The following is a 16,085-nucleotide window of genomic DNA, read 5'->3' as shown; positions in this document are numbered from 1 at the left end:
CTTCAGCTGGATCAATAAAAAATGCAGCAGCTCAAGCGGCGGATGATCGTATTCATTGAGAACTTTGTGGTAGCGCATCAACTCCTCATAGCTGTAGCCAGGCCAGTTAAAATGCATTGCGGCCCACTGCACAAAGGTCCGCTTGAAGGCCTTGGTTTTGGTCAGTCCAATTGGTCCCTGGTCGGCGGCATGGGTCAGCGTCAGGAGCGCTGCCCTTAGCAGCGGCGAGTACGATAAATCCGGGTGATCATCTGATGGCTGTGAGAATTTGATCATAATGATTAGGCTACATCCCCCATTGGCAGTTACCAGGTCTGCGATTTAGTTTTATCTGAACCTCCCCTAGGATCGGACAGGCGCTTCCTGTCTGTCTCCACATTTCTAAACGCTTTTCGCTCTCAGATGCGCTTTGATCCCGGCCTAGAGCATTTCCCGGGCACGCCCATCCGCTATGATATCACAGCCAAAACTGAAAAACCCCGCCGAGTTTGTGCCCCCCTATTTAAAGCCGCAGCACTTTGTTTATAAACAAAAAAAGGTGTACACCTTTGCTATATTTAACCTCAAATCTGAGCCAGAGTTAACCTATCGAGAGGCAGCGAATGTCCTCTCGGTGGGGCCACCTGAGGCCCACGCGGAACAAGCGCTCGCTAGCCCTCTTGATGGGGCACTCAGGCCATAGCTCTGCCCTGTTGTAGACGGGGTGTAAAATGCCGGATTGGTGGGGTTTGGCGTACCCCCAATGAGACAGTGCCGTAAGGCCTGACCCCATGGGGTCAGGGGGGACAGTCTGGCCAGAGACAGCGAAGGGGCAGGCACTCTGTCAGCTTCCGCATTTGATGCCACATTTCGGTTCCTGACGGTCCGGATCTTGGTGGAATGCGGCGGGCGGGCGTGTCTGAGCCCCATGACCCAGGCAAACCTGGGCAGGTCTGACATGCCTGCGCGTTCAAAGTCCGGTCTCCCCGGCCATCGACACGGCACATGTCACAACAGTCGATGAAAATCTCCAAAGGTAGCACCCGGCCTAAACCCGGCCAACCGGGTCTGAGCCTCTGCTCTGGGACCCCGGGTGCTACCTGACAAGCCACGCCGCAGGCGTGGTTTGACGGTAGCATCACATCTTTGGAGGATACATCATGGCACCTGTCAATTTTGGAAAGCTGGCCTTGGCCAATAGTGACGATCAATTCCTGGCGGCAATCGCCTCAATCCAACGGCGGGGCCACGCGGTCCAGTTGGATATTCATCTGTTTCTGGTCGCTGTCGCCTCTCGCTGGGCGAGCACCGGCGATGTGCGACCCGCCGTTGGCATGGTCAACAAACTTATCGAGGCGCTGCCCCAGGGCGTGCGGTCAAATTGCCATCAAGGCTTGGGTCGAGGCGCATCTGGGGTTTGTCTGGACACAGACCGATCTGTTTCAGGCAGGCACAACCAGACATGCGGATCTGTCGATCAAAACGCTGGCAAACGTCCGCTGGTGGGAATTCAAGCCTGAGCCCGAATACAAGCCCATGGATTTTGCGGCGGCGCTCCTGAGCCTCACAAAGCGGGCGGACGACCGCCTGCAGAAACCAGACCCCCGTGATGTGATTGACGCCCAACTGTTGCGGATTGTCAAAGGCGCGGCCTCTGGCAAAGCCATCGGCATCGACGATCTTCTAACCGCAGTCCAATCCCTGAACCCAGCGGAGAGGGCCACCTTGGCCACGCATCTTGCCACATCACAGGACCTCCAGGCGGCCGCCTGAGGCCCTTTGCCACGGGTCGGCGCTGGAGCACCTCGGCGCCGACCAAAGGCACCGCCCTGCGCTCGCACGGCCTAGGGCCGAGGGCCAGAACGAGGACTGATTATGTTGAACATGTTTTGCCCTGCCTATTATCAGAAGGCGCTGCAGGTTGATGGGGCCAGCCGGAGGAGGTTTCGGATCAGGGGTCGGAATAGGCGGGTCAAGGAGGGTGGGGTTGAGCGAGTTTCTGTCGACATCCAGGCGGCGCTTTGGACGAGTTACGAAAGTGCGGCCCAATATGCCGAGGTGACCGCGTTCCCGCATGCCAAGAAACGGGCTGCGGAGGCGCGACGTCGCTGGGAGGAGTATGCGGGTAATCGGAAGTGAGAGCGGATTGGCGCGCGGTTTCTCATAATCCTTCGAAATGTACTAAAAAGACCTGTGCCGTCGCCCTGACGCGGTTTTTAATAGTCTGTGGGATAAGGAGGGATGGACTTAAAACCGGAAGAAGGATGGGGTTTGTCGGGTTAGGGTGTCTCAGTGTCTCACTGTCTCAGTATTCCTAGAACAAAAATTGCTGATAAGTCAAAACAACTCAACCCCTCTTTCCGCGACCCCAATCCACTGCCCCGTTCAGAGAACTTTGAAAGTGCTGAGACTGTGAGACGCGAGACAGTTTTGTTGTGGCTGGGGGAGGTTGACCCTCCCCCAGCAGATGCTGGTCAGGCTGCCTTGTCCTGCTTTTCCCACTGCTTTTTTAAGAATTCAGAGTCAGCACCCTCCCATTTTGACCCCGCCTTGGTCCAGAAACGATATTTGTAGGACCCGACACGCACCTGGTGCTTCGATGCCGGGACAAATCCCGATTTTTGCAGGACCTTGGCAAACTCTTGAGGCGAGCGGTTGGCGTTGTTCGGCACCCGGGGCAGCACTTCTGTCATTACGTCACTGAGGGTAAAAATCTCTTCGTTGAAGGGCCATTCGCCCTCTAACAACATATCTTCAATAGCCCTGCTAACGGCTGGTTTCGATTCAGAGATAATCTTCCGTTTCACACCGGTCATGGGCGGACGCGCCTTGGCGGAGAAATTGCTGATGTCGCGATCAAAGAGCCACTGCAAGAAGGCCCCTGCCTGAGGCAGCCCATGTTCAAAAAGGCGGGTGTAGTATTCTGCGTCCCTCGGGGTTGATGGAGACTGCACAAACATGAATCGCCGGTCCCCTTCCTCGATTTTTAGGGGTAGATCACGGTTCGAATAGGCCAGCATTAGGCGCGGTGTGGTGGCGAAATACTGCGGCACGTTCTTTTCATTGACGGTGACCTTCTCGTCCGTCACCCACATCTTGAGGGTATTGTAGGCCTCTGCCTTGTCCGCCAGACCAACTTCTTCGAGGATGAGCACCTGGCGATTGCCCATCGGTGCGTTGAAGCTGGAAGTCAGCATTTGGTTGTCCGTCACGAATACGTTGTGCGCTCCAAAGACTAGCATCAGGAGTTGGCTTACCCAGCTCTTCCCTGTTCCCTGCCCTCCGATGAAAAAGACGCAATGCGCGATCTTCTCAGACGGTCGCTGAACGGAATGGGCAAGGGCATCAAGTACGTGACGACGTTCGTCCGGGTCGGGCACGAGATAGTCGAAGTGCTCCAGAATAATTGAGACGTCTCCAGGCTCGCGCTGCAGTTCTGACGGGCGCCAGGTGTTGAAGGAGATTTGGCCCTCGTTTTCGACGAAAAGTTCGACCTGCCCTGGGAAATAGTCGGCATGGTGTACGATCCGCATCCGCTTGTCCCCAATGAGCGTCGCGGCAGGTTTGGGCATAAACCGCGCGAATTGATCATTGAGGTTACCCTTGGTATATGCCTGCTTGCTGTCCAACTCGAAGAACTTCTCACGGAACGTGGCGTAAACCGTGTTAGAGATGAGCTGAGCCGTCGCCTTCGAAAGATCACCAAAGGCGATTGGCGAGCCGACGTGTTGGTTGCCCGCAAACGGGCAACCTCCGCATTGGCTACATGCCAGATCTAGTCCGAAGTATCTGCACGAAGTTGGGCCGGTCGCATTGGTGAACGTTTTCGCTGCTTCGGCGGCATCATACCTGGGGTCCAGCCGAGAAAGCTGATGGAACAGTTCCTCTCCATTCTCACAATGTTTTAGAACCCCCGCCAATGAAAACCATTCAACGTAGGCCAGATGCGCGGCGTTCTCAATCAAATGCCTTATTGCACGGCAAGCCGCTACCACAGAGCGGAAATCAGCTTTAGCGGAACCCGCGGCCCCTTCTCCGGCGACCACCGACGACCTGCGTACTGCAGGTAATCCTCCTGCGGCAACTGAGGAACCCTTTTTAGCGAATTTGAAGAATTCCCCATGGGAAAGCGTGCGTTCAGGAAGGTGTTCGACCAGTTCTACGTGCTTTGGCGGATTGGTTTTGTGGTTCAGCGTTCCCGGCATGCGGGTGACACGCGCCAGGTCCCAGACTGGGTCAAGTTTCCAGCCTTTGCTTTGCCAAGCCTTGGCGAAGGCCTCGTGGAAGCCGCCCGCGGCTGCCAGAAATCTTTTCCGCTCCTGCACGGAAGGGTACAGTATAGGCTCCGGGAAGTAGTATCGGAAATAATACCCATTTCCTGAATTCACGATGCTTGTGGGCTTCGGAAGGTTGTTTTCTTCGAGAAGCGTCATCACCTCTTCGAGGCTCCCCGGCAATCTTTCATCTGCGGCATGAATGTTGGCGGCGTTCTGTCTTATGTCGATATCAAGAAAAACGCCGATGGATGCGACGAAGTCAGCTTCTCCTCCGCGTCCTTTAGCCGGTTCCGCGCGAAGGACGTTAAACGAGTAGTAGACATGATTTATTTTTGCGTGGGTCTTAGAAAACTCTTCTGCTGCGGCCAAATCCGTAACGGCGAAAAAGTCGGAGGCGACGATCCTCTTGGTTTCCTGCGACATGCAGATCACCGAGATAAACCCGTGCTGCACGCCTGCGTAGAGAGATGCCAAAGTGTTCATTCTTGAGTTCCTTCAGTGAAGCGCATCGCGCTATTGGCAAAGGTTGTTGTTGGTTGAGTTTCATTGGCGCGCAGCCAATCGTGTATCGCTTGGAGGCGATATAGAACCTTGCGGCCGATGGTGATCCGGGCAGGACCAGTGCGGACACTGTACCATCGGGCCAGCGTCCGTTCAGACACGCCAAGCAGGCGGGCAGCGTCCTTAGTTGTCAGAAGTTCGGGAGAGTCAGTCATGATTTTTCCTTAGCGGTGTTTCAATGACTGTGACTTGTGTTCGCTGGCTTTGGCTTTCAAAGGCGTCTGATCGGTAGTCCTACAGACTAACCAGGGACCATTCTCAAAACTGGCCTTAGCGCCGATAATTCCACGACGTATTTTGAAAACTAGCGCTCACTTAAGCCTTTAAATCCGCCAAACCTAATTGCCGCGGGTCTGCTTTTGGGCGCGCAGCCCAAAGCCCGCCGATCTTGGTCGGAAAGGGGCATGACCTCCCCCGGCTGATCTCCCGGACAGGGTGCGATACCCGCGGGTTCATCCCAGCCCAGATCAAGGATGCACCCAACAACCCGGGCCCAGACGATAATGGCCATCTGGGCGTCCCTACATGCAAACGCGCCTGGTGGGCTTCACAGCACTGACATTGACGGACCCTCAGCTGCCTTTTGTCCTGGTCAGGAAGCAAGGTCGCCACGACGGCCCAGAAACCAGAAAGGTAACCCCCATGACAGCCCCTACCCCCGCAGAGTTTGCACGCGAGGTGGCAACTCGGTTCAGTCCACCCAGCGACCCAGCCAACCCGTTCTTCAAACCCGTGGATGTCGCGGTCCACAGACTGTTAATTCAAGCAGTCGCCGAAGTCTTAGGTCCGCGGGATCCTTTTGCTCAGTTTTCTAGGGCCTATGAACATGCTTACTGTTTATCTTTCCCCGCGCACTATTCCGAAGAAAAAACAGCTGAGCTGGAAACCTGTTTGGATGACATGCGCGCGGCCTGGGAGGTCATAGAGCTCGACGTCTGCCAGACCATAGAGAGCATGCGGGGCTAAACAGGAGCTCCATCAAAAAAAAGCCCAAGAAAACCGTTTTTTAACCTACAGACTAAGTCCCGCGAGAGCTCTGAAAAATCCGGTAGCTGTGCGATATCACCTCTGCACCGCAAGGTAGAACCAAACAATCTGCGGAGCCAAACTCTCTTTTCGTTGCTCCAACAGAGGCACATCATGGAACCACAAAAACGCCCGTTTACACCTGAGACACTTGCAGCACGCTGGGACTGTTCCGCAGAAACAGTTCGCCAGATGGTGCACCGCGGCGACCTCAGCGCTTTTTTCGTCGGACGTATGATCCGAATACCCCACCATTATGTAGAGGCTTACGAATGCCAGAGATCACAATCGGCCGGTTCCGCGGAGGTTTCTGCGTTTACTGGAAAGAACAAGGAAAGCGCCGCCGTTATCAACTTAAAGCACGCAGTGCCAAGGAAGCGGAAGCTGAAGCCCTAGACGTCTACCAGCGCCAGGCTACGGCCGCAGCCGCAGCCACGGTGACGGACCTCTGGCACCTGTATCTGGGGGAGCGTAGTGGCCGCCCTGTGGCCATGACGATGCGCTACACCGGCAAACCGATCCTCAAGCACTTCGGGGCTCTTCGCGCAGATCAAATCGATACACAGACCTGTCGCGCCTACACAAAAAACCGCACCAAGGAGGGGGTCAAGCCCGGAACCATTTGGACAGAGCTTGGTCATTTAAGCACTGTGCTGAACTGGGCGAAGAAACAGAGGCGGATTGAGCATGTTCCCCATATTGAAAGGCCCTCGAAACCCGCGCCAAAAGATCGCTATCTCACGCAGCCTGAAATTGATTGCTTACTCGCCGCACCAGCAGGGCCCCACATTAAACTGGCTATTCGACTGATGTTCTCAACCGCCGCGCGCGTCTCAGCAATACTGGAACTAACTTGGGACCGCGTCGACTTTGAGCGCAACCAGATTGATCTGCGTAAATCAGCTACCGGTCCTCGGAAAGGCCGTGCTGTGGTTCCGATGAATGAAGGTTTGCGCCAGGCGCTCCTCAGTGCCCGGCAAGCTGCTTTGAGCGACCATGTTGTGGAATGGGCCGGTCAGCCCATTAAAAGCATTACCCGAGGGTTCGCATCTGCCGCGCAAGCCGCGGGGCTGCGGGATGTCTCTCCGCATGTGTTACGCCACACCAGTGCGGTTCACATGGCCGAGGCAGGTATTCCGATGGGCGAGATTAGCCAGTTCATGGGTCACTCCAACACCACCGTAACCGAGCGTGTTTATGCAAGATTTTCGCCAGACCACCTGCGGAGAGCAGCGCAGGCCCTTGATTTCACACGGGACAAAAATGTCTCCTAGGTTCAATGAACCGAAGAACACTTCGAAAATTAACGCTAACTTATTGAAAATATGGTGGGTCGTGAGAGGCTCGAACTCCCGACATCTTCGGTGTAAACGAAGCGCTCTACCAACTGAGCTAACGACCCGCTGGCTGCGTATTATCCAAGGCCGCGACGGGTTTCAAGCCTGAAACTTCATCTGTTTGCGTGATCCTTGCGCGAAGTAGTAAACCACCCCCTGCCCGCCGCCGATTTCCGGCAGATAAGACAGGGGTTGGTCCGACAAAATCAGCCGGATCATCCGCGATGTGATCCCGTGGGTAACCAACACGGCAGGACCTTGCAGGCGGTCCAGAAACTCGGCGCAGCGTGCCTGTAACGCCGCAAAACCTTCGCCGTTGGGGGCAAGTTCATAAAGCGCAAATCCATCGCGCGTGCCATGTGCGGTCATCAATGGCTCCCGCTCAGCGCCCGCCCATTCGCCGAGCCCGATCTCGCTGAGTGCTTCGTCGGTCGTGATATTGGCAATCAGCCCCGACAGCGCGATGCCCGCCGTGCGGAAGGCCCGCCCCTGCGGGCTGCTGAAGGCGCGAAAGCCCGTAAGATCCCGCTGTCGCAGAATGTCATGCTGCGCCGTGGCCTGCGCAGTGCCGAGCGCCGTCAAAGCGGAATCGTAATGCCCCTGCAGCCGACCCGTCGCGTTCCACTCGGTCTGGCCGTGCCGCAAGATATAGAGATCAGGATAGGGCTTCATGTCGCTCCGGCCAGAATATGCTCCTGGCCTCTTTCCAAATGATATATGCAGCCCTGCAAGTTTGGGAGATGACCTGCGGCATCAAGGCTCAATCCGCAAACCTGCGCCCGCAGCACCTGCCCCAGTAAACCATGCGCGATGATGACAGTGGGCCCCGTGAGGTCCTCCAGAAACGCCGTGATCCGGTTGTGGAAACGTTCCAGCCCTTCGCCGTCTGGCGCGGCTTGATAAATCTGTAGCGCTGTTGGTGAGGTATGAGCCAGATCAGGGCTTTCCCTCATAATCTCTTCGCACAGCCTGCCTTGCCATGCGCCCGCATCGATCTCCATCAATCGCGGGTCAGTTGCGTATTCCCTGCCGCCCATCACGATATCTGCAGTCTGGCGTGTACGTCCCAAGGGCGACACAATTACTGCGGGCGATTGTAGCAGAACGGGACCGATCAACGCCGCTTGAGCCTTTGCCTCGGCGATCCCCTGCTCCGTGAGAGGCGAATCCATCTGCCCTTGCAGCCGGAAGGCGCGGTTCCATTCGGTTTGGCCATGGCGCAAGAACCAGATCGGGGGATAGCTCTGCAATTTAACCACGCGATTGGATGCCAAAGAAGACAGTCTGCACCTCAGTCACCATTCAGCCTGTGCCGATCCGGCTTGAAGAAAAATCTGTGGAGTATGGTGGGTGATAAGAGATTTGAACTCCTGACATCTTCGATGTGAACGAAGCGCTCTACCACTGAGCTAATCACCCGTGCCGGTCGAACTAGACAATTGCGGCCTGCCTTGCAAGGGGCCGCCTGCTGAAAAACAGAGTGCCGCAAGGAAAGCTTGCCTAACCTTCAGATATCCTCGCCGTCATCACCTGAAGCCTCGTCACTCGTCTGCGAGGACTGGCGCACTTTGACAACCATCACCCGGCCATTCGGCAGAGCCTTTTCGCGGCGGACTTTGATGCGGCCGAGTGGAGGTAGGATCAATTCGCGATTGTCAGCCAGCGCTTCGCCCAAAATTGCGAGCATGGCATCGACAACAGGTTTGGCGTCCTTCTTCTTGATCGCAGATCGCTCAACAACTGCATCGATCAGCTCTTTCTTGCGCATTACCGGACCAAGGATAACTGCTTGCGGGGTATCAACGACCGTGGGTTTGGCGGCCTTGGTCGATGGCGCTGTGCCGGCGCCGGTTGCGGAGGTCGGTGCTGCGGCGCCTATCGCGCCGGATTTAACAGCCGCTTTGGCGCTCGTGGTTGGGGCTTTAGAAGACGCTGCTTTCGACATCCGATCACTACCTCGTGCTGTGAGTGGTTTCTTCATTAATGACACCGTAGGTCGCGCGTGCTTTTAAATCCAGCCCCCGTAGGTGCCCTGCCCCCGGCTCATTCAAATATAATGGAGCCTCACAACAACAAAAGCGCCCCGATTTTCGGAGCGCTTTTCTTCGTTGGCTTTCGCCTTTGCCTTAGTGAGCCGTGGCGCCGTCGCCAGTGCCGGACCTGGCCGACAGTGCCGCAGCAGCGGCAGCATCTTCGGCGTCCTGATCCCAATCAACGGGCTCAGGCATCCGGACCAATGCATGCTTAAGCACTTCGGACACGTGGCTCACAGGGATGATCGTCAGCCCCGCTTTCACATTATCCGGAATGTCCGGCAGATCCTTTTCGTTCTCCTGAGGGATCAGAACGGTGGTGATGCCGCCCCGCAGCGCCGCGAGCAGTTTCTCTTTCAAACCGCCGATTGGCATCGCATTGCCGCGTAGGCTGACTTCACCAGTCATGGCAATGTCTTTGCGCACGGGAATCTGCGTGAGCACCGACACGATCGAGGTTACCATCGCCAAACCCGCAGAGGGCCCGTCTTTCGGGGTGGCCCCATCTGGCACGTGAACGTGGATATCCAGCACATCGAACCGGGGCGGCTTTACCCCGATCCGCGGGCTGATCGAGCGCACATAGCTGCTTGCCGCGTCGATGGACTCCTTCATCACATCGCCAAGCTTACCCGTGGTTTTCATCCGCCCCTTACCCGGCAGACGCAGTGCTTCGATCTGCAGTAACTCGCCCCCGACCGAAGTATAGGCCAAGCCGGTGACAACACCAATCTGATCTTCCTTCTCGGCCAGACCGTAACGGTACTTCTGCACACCGAGAAAATCATCAAGGTTGTCGCCGGTCACAGTGATGCTTTCGACTTCTTTCTTGATGATTTTGGTCAGCGACTTGCGTGCCACCTTGGCAATCTCGCGCTCAAGGCTCCGCACGCCCGCCTCACGGGTGTAGTAGCGGATCATGCCGGTCAAGGCACTGTCCTCAATGGCAAACTCCTTAGACTTCAGACCGTGGTTCTTGATCTGCTTGGCGACGAGGTGCTGTTTGGCAATCTCGCGCTTTTCGTCCTCGGTGTAGCCAGACAGCGGGATGATCTCCATCCGGTCCAGAAGCGGGCCTGGCATGTTATAGCTGTTAGACGTGGTCAGGAACATCACGTTGCTCAGGTCATATTCGACCTCGAGGTAGTGATCCACGAAAGTAGAGTTCTGTTCCGGATCCAACACCTCGAGCATTGCCGATGCAGGGTCACCACGGAAATCCTGCCCCATCTTGTCGATCTCATCGAGCAAGATCAGCGGGTTCGTGGTTTTCGCCTTTTTCAGCGCCTGAATGATCTTGCCAGGCATGGAGCCGATATAGGTCCGGCGGTGGCCGCGGATTTCGGATTCGTCACGCACGCCACCCAACGAAATGCGGATAAACTCACGCCCCGTGGCCTTTGCAACCGACTTGCCCAGCGAGGTCTTACCAACACCCGGAGGGCCGACGAGACACATGATCGGGCCTTTCATCTTGGTCGAGCGTTGCTGCACGGCCAGATATTCAACGATCCGTTCTTTAACCTTTTCAAGACCATAGTGGTCGTCGTCCAGCACCTTCTGGGCTTTGCCAAGGTCCTTTTTGACGCGGCTTTTCACGCCCCACGGGATCGACAACATCCAGTCAAGGTAGTTGCGCACAACCGTAGCTTCGGCGCTCATCGGGCTCATATTCTTGAGCTTTTTGAGTTCCGCATCGGCCTTTTCACGGGCTTCCTTGCTTAACTTGGTCGCAGCGATCTTGGCTTCGAGTTCGGCTACTTCGTTCTTGCCGTCCTCGCCATCGCCCAGCTCTTGCTGGATCGCTTTCATCTGTTCGTTCAGATAATACTCGCGCTGGGTCCGCTCCATCTGGGACTTCACGCGGGTTTTAATCTTTTTCTCGACCTGCAGCACGGACATTTCGCCCTGCATCAAGCCGTAAACCTTCTCCAGCCGCTCGGACACCGAGAGCGTTTCCAGAAGGTCCTGCTTTTGCTCGACTTCGATGCCCAGATGTCCGGCAACCAAATCGGCCAGACGCGCAGGCTCCGCACTTTCACCAACGGCGGTAAGCGCTTCATCCGGCACATTTTTCTTGACCTTCGCATAGCGCTCGAACTCGTCACCGACGGTTTTCAACAACGCCTGCGTGGTCGCGGCGTCGCCGGGCATTTCGGTCAAATATTCGGCGCGGGCCTCAAAGAAGTTATCGTTCTCAAGGTATTCGGTAATGCGCACACGCGCCTGCCCCTCGACCAACACCTTCACGGTGCCATCGGGCAGTTTGAGCAGTTGCAGCACATTGGCCAAAACACCGGTTTTGAAGATGCCGTCAGCTTCTGGATCGTCCTCGCCGGGGTCGATCTGGCTCGACAGCAGAATCTGCTTGTCGTCCGCCATGACTTCTTCCAAAGCGCGGACCGATTTTTCGCGACCGACAAACAGCGGCACGATCATGTGGGGGAAAACCACGATATCGCGCAGCGGCAAAACCGGATATGACGCGTTGAGGGGTTCTAACATGCTCAATTCCTTTTACTGGCAAGACGATCCGGCCCCAAGTTTCGGCAGCCACGGTCGTCTCCTCTTCTGGGTTAGGTATCTGTGCACCCTTCCCGCCTGTTTCAATGGTTGAAATCAGGTCATGCCCCATCATCGCGCGAGAGCCGTCCGGAGGCAACCGCACTTTTTAACGCATCAGCATAGTTTCTTGCACCTTAACGGCAGGTAGCACTGTAGCTGTACCAGCCATCCGAGCCAAATGCGCTCACCTCGAACGACTTGATCTGGTCGCCGGGTTTACGGTTCATCTCGCGGCAATGTGATTGTTCCAGCGCGCGCACGGCGTCTTCGGCGACCAGATCTGGATAGAACGATCCGGTGATCAGCTTGCTTTGGTGTTTGCCGGAGCCGGCGAAATCACTGCGGATATTCTGGCCGCTGGTGCCAGAGATGGCAAAACCGGCGGCAGTGACGAGGACAGCGGCAAGGCTGATCCTCGAATGGAAGCGCAATCCAAACATATTCGGTCCTCAAATGTGCCTCTTATCGGGCTTGAACGGCGGCCCCTTTGGGACCTGCTCGCGTCTCTCATTCGGACGGAATCGCTTTTCAGACAATCCTGCTTTTTTGCCACGGCGGCAGGTCGCCTATCCGGTCCCTCGGCAAAGCCTATCGGGATAGCAAATGGGCCGCGCAGTACCTTCGTACCACGCGACCCTATGCCGTCAAACCAGTGCAGTGGGACTGCGCCTGACCTTAGCCGCAGCAGCAGCTTTTCGCTTTTTCCATCACTGGATAGTCGGTATAGCCTTCACGACCGCCGCCATAGAAAGTGGACTGGTCGGGCTTGTTCAGTTCGGCTTCCTTCTCCAGCCGTTCGGCCAGATCGGGGTTGGCGATATACGGAACACCAAAGGCCACCATATCGACGTCACCGCCTTCTACAGCCTTCACCGCCAAGGCGCGGTCATAGCCGTTGTTGCCCATATAAACGCCGTCAAAGAGCTTGCGCAGCGCCGCAATGCTTTCGCCCTCGTCAAGCTCACGCGAGCCGCCGGTGGCACCTTCTACCATGTGCAAATAGGACAGGCGGAACTGGTTGAGCTTGCGGACGACATACTCGAATGTCTCTTGCGGATCGGCATCGTCGATCCCGTTGGCAGGGGAGAACGGCGACAGGCGCAGACCCACGCGGCCCTTGCCCCAAACGCCGGTAACGGCCTCCAGAACTTCGAGCAGCAAACGCGCACGGTTTTCGACGCTGCCACCATAGGCATCATCACGGGTATTGCTGCCGGTTTTCAGGAACTGGTCCAGCAGATACCCATTAGCTCCGTGCACTTCGATCCCGTCAAAACCGGCCTTTTTGGCCATCTCGGCGGCATGAGTGTAATCGGCAACGATTCTTGGCATCTCGTCGAGATCCAACGCGCGTGGATCGGAAGTGTTTTCGAACCCGTCAGCGGTGAAGGTCTTCACACCCGCGCTGATCGCGGAAGGCGCGACAGGAGCCTGACTGTTGGGCTGCAATTTGGTGTGGCTGATCCGGCCAACGTGCCACAGCTGGAGGACGATCTTGCCGCCCGCTTCATGCACCGCATCGGTGACCTTGCGCCACGCAGCAACCTGACCTTCGGTGTGAATACCGGGGGTCTGGAAATAACCTTTCCCCTCGGGAGAAATCTGCGTGGCTTCGGTGATGATGATGCCCGCGCCCGCACGCTGGCGGTAATAATCAACATGCATGTCGCTGACTTCGCCAGTGTCGTTGTCGGCACGGTTGCGGGTTAGCGGGGCCATGGCGATGCGATTTTTGGCGCTGATTGCGCCCGCGTCGATAGCGGTAAAGAGCTTCTGTGTCATTGGGTCGAGACCTTTCGGGTGATCTGTGTATTGGTCCCAACACCTAAGATGCCGCCGCGCTGCAGCAAGGGGGGCGCGCCGAGAAAACCCAAACAGCTTCGTGACCGGCCCTTAAAGCGGCTCGATATCTCCTTCGGCGCGGTCAGTATGGAACTTGGCCTGCCACTGGGTGAACTCCCCCGCCGCGATGGCATCGCGCATCCCTGCCATAAGATCCTGATAAAAGCGTAGATTATGCCATGTCAGCAGCATTGAGGAGATGATCTCCTGACTGCGATAGACATGGTGCAGATAGGCCCGCGAATAGTTGCTACAGGCTGGGCAACCGCAGTCTTCATCCAGCGGGCGCGGGTCGTCCTGATGCCGCGCGTTCTTGATGTTAAGCACACCGCGGCGGGTAAACACCTGCCCCGTACGGCCCGAGCGGGACGGCAACACACAGTCCATCATATCAATGCCGCGTGCTACGGCACCGACGATATCATCGGGCTTGCCGACCCCCATCAGGTAGCGCGGCCGGTCCTGCGGCAGCTGATCAGCCGCAAAATCGAGGCAATCGAACATTGCCGCCTGCCCCTCGCCCACGGCCAAGCCACCCACGGCATAGCCATCAAAGCCGATCTCGCGCAGCGACTCGGCGCTTTGGCCGCGCAAGTCCTGCTCCAACCCGCCTTGCTGGATGCCAAAAAGCGCGTGGCCGGGCCGGTCGCCAAACGCCTCCTTGGAGCGTTTCGCCCAACGCATCGACATTTCCATGCTGCTGGCAATGCGGTCGCGGTCGGCGGGCAGCGCGGGGCATTCGTCAAAACACATCACGATGTCAGAGCCGAGCATTGCCTGTATTTCCATCGACCGTTCCGGTGTGATCTCGTGGCGCGACCCGTCGATGTGGCTTTTGAAGGTCACGCCGCGCTCTGTCAGTTTGCGCAGCGCGGCAAGGCTCATCACCTGAAAGCCACCGGAATCAGTGAGGATTGGCCCGCTCCAGTTCATGAACTTATGCAGGCCGCCAAGGCTCTGGATGCGCTCGGCAGTAGGGCGCAACATCAGATGGTAGGTATTACCCAGCAGGATATCCGCGCCGGTGGCGGCGACACTTTCGGGCATCATCGCCTTGACGGTCGCGGCGGTGCCAACGGGCATAAAGGCGGGCGTGCGGATGTCACCGCGCGCGGTGTGGATCACGCCGGTGCGCGCCTTGCCGTCCTGCCCGTGTTTCTCAAATGAAAATGCAGTCATCGCCGGTGTCCTGTTTTGCATGGCCCAGCCGATAGCCCAGAGCCGCGAAACTTGCAATCAACCGGCGAAAGGCACAATGATCATCGCAGAATTTTCACCTACGAAGGATGACGGCCTTGGATATCGAAACATTGGTGCTGGATCTGCTGGAAAACAGTCTTGCGTGGCTGCTGCTGGCCGCCCTCGTGATCATCCTGATCTTCAAAGCGATCAAGATCGTGCCGCAGTCCGAACAGCATGTCATCGAGCGCTTTGGCCGGCTACGCGCTGTCCTTGGCCCTGGCATCAACATCATCGTGCCGTTTATCGACAAGGTCGCGCACCGCATCTCTATTCTGGAGCGGCAGTTGCCGACCGCCAGCCAGGACGCGATCACCCGCGACAACGTACTGACGCAGGTGGATACCTCGGTATTCTATCGCATCACCGAACCTGAAAAAACCGTGTACCGGATCCGCGATGTCGATAGCGCCATCTCGACCACCGTTGCGGGGATCGTCCGCGCCGAGATTGGCAAGATGGATCTGGACGAGGTGCAGGCCAACCGCACCTCGCTGATCACCACCATCAAGGCCACCGTTGAAGATGCGGTCGATGATTGGGGCATCGAAGTCACCCGCGCCGAGATACTGGACGTGAACCTTGATGCCGCCACCCGCGCCGCGATGATGCAACAGCTCAACGCCGAACGCGCCCGCCGCGCACAGGTGACCGAGGCCGAGGGCAAGAAACGCGCGGTCGAGCTTTCAGCCGACGCCGAGCTTTACGCCTCCGAGCAGACCGCCAAAGCGCGCCGTGTGCTCGCCGATGCCGAAGCCTATGCCACCCAAGTTGTCGCCACCGCGATCAATGAAAACGGGCTTGAAGCGGCGCAGTATCAAATCGCGCTGAAACAGGTCGAGGCGATTAACGCCATGGGCGCGAAAGCGGGCAACCAGACCATTGTGATCCCCGCCCAAGCGCTCGAAGCCTTTGGCGATGCCTTCAAATTGTTGAAAGGCCGTAGCTGATGCAGGCGTTTGCAACCCTTTGGTGGGTCTGGATTTGTGCGGCGCTAGCCTTGGGCGTGATCGAGCTTTTGGTGCCCGGCTCGATCTTTCTGGGATTTGCGCTCGGGGCGTTGGCAATGGCGGTGGTGGTCTATGTGCTGCCAATCGCCAATCTGCCCGCCTTGCTGGCGCTGTTCGCAATCTTGTCGCTGGTCGCATGGTTCGCCCTGCGGCTGGTGTTTCGCCGCCAATCCAGCGGTGCACGGATCGTGACGCGCGACATTAACGAAAACTAAG

The 16,085-nt window shown here is 57.1% G+C and carries 15 protein-coding genes, 2 tRNA genes and 1 pseudogene; 6 read left to right on the top strand and 12 right to left on the bottom strand.

Annotation, left to right across the window (positions count from 1 at the left end; all coding sequences use genetic code 11):
* Window positions 1–276 (bottom strand): annotated as a pseudogene (locus tag BM174_RS10630) (hypothetical protein); the annotation flags it as partial.
* Window positions 277–1,293: 1,017 nt separating this feature from the next.
* Between BM174_RS10630 and BM174_RS20805 the strand changes: the two are divergent.
* Complete coding sequence (locus BM174_RS20805) at window positions 1,294–1,752, top strand: hypothetical protein (RefSeq protein ID WP_143092443.1); 459 nt, start codon at window positions 1,294–1,296, stop codon at window positions 1,750–1,752.
* A 701-nt stretch (window positions 1,753–2,453) separates the two neighbouring features.
* Here the strand turns inward: BM174_RS20805 and BM174_RS10610 are convergent.
* Together BM174_RS10610 and BM174_RS10605 are read right to left on the bottom strand one after the other, a co-directional pair.
* Window positions 2,454–4,739 carry a DUF5906 domain-containing protein gene (locus tag BM174_RS10610; RefSeq protein ID WP_093923819.1) on the bottom strand — a complete coding sequence of 762 codons (2,286 nt, stop codon included), beginning with the start codon at window positions 4,737–4,739 and terminating at the stop codon, window positions 2,454–2,456.
* Window positions 4,736–4,972, bottom strand: coding sequence for a helix-turn-helix transcriptional regulator (locus BM174_RS10605; protein WP_093923818.1), 237 nt, complete (start codon window positions 4,970–4,972; stop codon window positions 4,736–4,738). Before BM174_RS10605 ends, BM174_RS10610 begins: the two co-directional genes overlap by 4 nt.
* Window positions 4,973–5,459: 487 nt before the next feature.
* Here BM174_RS10605 and BM174_RS10600 point away from each other — a divergent pair, with 487 nt between their 5' ends.
* The 3 genes from BM174_RS10600 (at window position 5,460) to BM174_RS10595 (ending at window position 7,117) form a co-directional block, all read left to right on the top strand.
* On the top strand, window positions 5,460–5,783 hold the full coding sequence (locus BM174_RS10600; protein WP_143092442.1) for a hypothetical protein: 324 nt from the start codon (window positions 5,460–5,462) through the stop codon (window positions 5,781–5,783).
* A 174-nt stretch (window positions 5,784–5,957) separates the two neighbouring features.
* The gene (locus tag BM174_RS21725; RefSeq protein ID WP_143092441.1) at window positions 5,958–6,239 is read left to right on the top strand and encodes a helix-turn-helix domain-containing protein; all 282 of its coding nucleotides are present in this window, start codon (window positions 5,958–5,960) and stop codon (window positions 6,237–6,239) included.
* The gene (locus BM174_RS10595; protein WP_425442355.1) at window positions 6,125–7,117 is read left to right on the top strand and encodes a tyrosine-type recombinase/integrase; all 993 of its coding nucleotides are present in this window, start codon (window positions 6,125–6,127) and stop codon (window positions 7,115–7,117) included. Before BM174_RS21725 ends, BM174_RS10595 begins: the two co-directional genes overlap by 115 nt.
* A gap of 52 nt (window positions 7,118–7,169) precedes the next feature.
* Here BM174_RS10595 and BM174_RS10590 read toward each other — a convergent pair.
* The 9 genes from BM174_RS10590 to tgt all read right to left on the bottom strand — a co-directional run bounded on the left by BM174_RS10590 (window position 7,170) and on the right by tgt (window position 14,799).
* Window positions 7,170–7,245, bottom strand: a tRNA-Val gene (locus tag BM174_RS10590).
* Window positions 7,246–7,279: 34 nt separating this feature from the next.
* The gene (locus tag BM174_RS10585; RefSeq protein WP_093923815.1) at window positions 7,280–7,852 is read right to left on the bottom strand and encodes a histidine phosphatase family protein; all 573 of its coding nucleotides are present in this window, start codon (window positions 7,850–7,852) and stop codon (window positions 7,280–7,282) included.
* Window positions 7,849–8,439 (bottom strand): histidine phosphatase family protein, encoded by a 591-nt coding sequence (locus BM174_RS10580; protein ID WP_342742059.1) that lies wholly within the window; start codon window positions 8,437–8,439, stop codon window positions 7,849–7,851. Before BM174_RS10580 ends, BM174_RS10585 begins: the two co-directional genes overlap by 4 nt.
* Before the next feature lie 85 nt (window positions 8,440–8,524).
* Window positions 8,525–8,599, bottom strand: a tRNA-Val gene (locus tag BM174_RS10575).
* 88 nt (window positions 8,600–8,687) lie between these two features.
* Window positions 8,688–9,161, bottom strand: a complete 474-nt coding sequence (locus BM174_RS21370; protein ID WP_245766324.1) for an HU family DNA-binding protein — start codon at window positions 9,159–9,161, stop codon at window positions 8,688–8,690.
* Window positions 9,162–9,306: 145 nt separating this feature from the next.
* Window positions 9,307–11,718 carry an endopeptidase La gene (lon, locus tag BM174_RS10565; protein ID WP_093923814.1) on the bottom strand — a complete coding sequence of 804 codons (2,412 nt, stop codon included), beginning with the start codon at window positions 11,716–11,718 and terminating at the stop codon, window positions 9,307–9,309.
* Window positions 11,719–11,912: 194 nt separating this feature from the next.
* Entirely contained in the window at window positions 11,913–12,218 is a 306-nt protein-coding gene (locus BM174_RS10560) for a hypothetical protein (RefSeq protein ID WP_093923813.1), read from the bottom strand.
* A 235-nt stretch (window positions 12,219–12,453) separates the two neighbouring features.
* The gene (locus BM174_RS10555; protein ID WP_093923812.1) at window positions 12,454–13,560 is read right to left on the bottom strand and encodes an alkene reductase; all 1,107 of its coding nucleotides are present in this window, start codon (window positions 13,558–13,560) and stop codon (window positions 12,454–12,456) included.
* 111 nt (window positions 13,561–13,671) lie between these two features.
* The gene (gene tgt / locus BM174_RS10550; protein ID WP_093923811.1) at window positions 13,672–14,799 is read right to left on the bottom strand and encodes a tRNA guanosine(34) transglycosylase Tgt; all 1,128 of its coding nucleotides are present in this window, start codon (window positions 14,797–14,799) and stop codon (window positions 13,672–13,674) included.
* Between the two features lie 116 nt (window positions 14,800–14,915).
* Here tgt and BM174_RS10545 point away from each other — a divergent pair, with 116 nt between their 5' ends.
* Together BM174_RS10545 and BM174_RS10540 are read left to right on the top strand one after the other, a co-directional pair.
* A complete protein-coding gene (locus BM174_RS10545; protein WP_093923850.1) occupies window positions 14,916–15,809 on the top strand; it encodes an SPFH domain-containing protein in 894 nt (297 codons plus the stop codon).
* On the top strand, window positions 15,809–16,084 hold the full coding sequence (locus tag BM174_RS10540) for an NfeD family protein (RefSeq protein WP_093923810.1): 276 nt from the start codon (window positions 15,809–15,811) through the stop codon (window positions 16,082–16,084). The genes BM174_RS10545 and BM174_RS10540 overlap by 1 nt, the downstream gene beginning before the upstream one ends.
* The last annotated feature ends 1 nt before the right edge of the window (window position 16,085 follow it).

It is taken from the genome of Sulfitobacter brevis (assembly GCF_900112755.1).
GTDB classification, from domain to species: Bacteria; Pseudomonadota; Alphaproteobacteria; order Rhodobacterales; family Rhodobacteraceae; genus Sulfitobacter; species Sulfitobacter brevis.
Note: the sequence above shows the minus strand (reverse complement) of the source record. Positions and strands in the feature narration are given on the sequence as shown.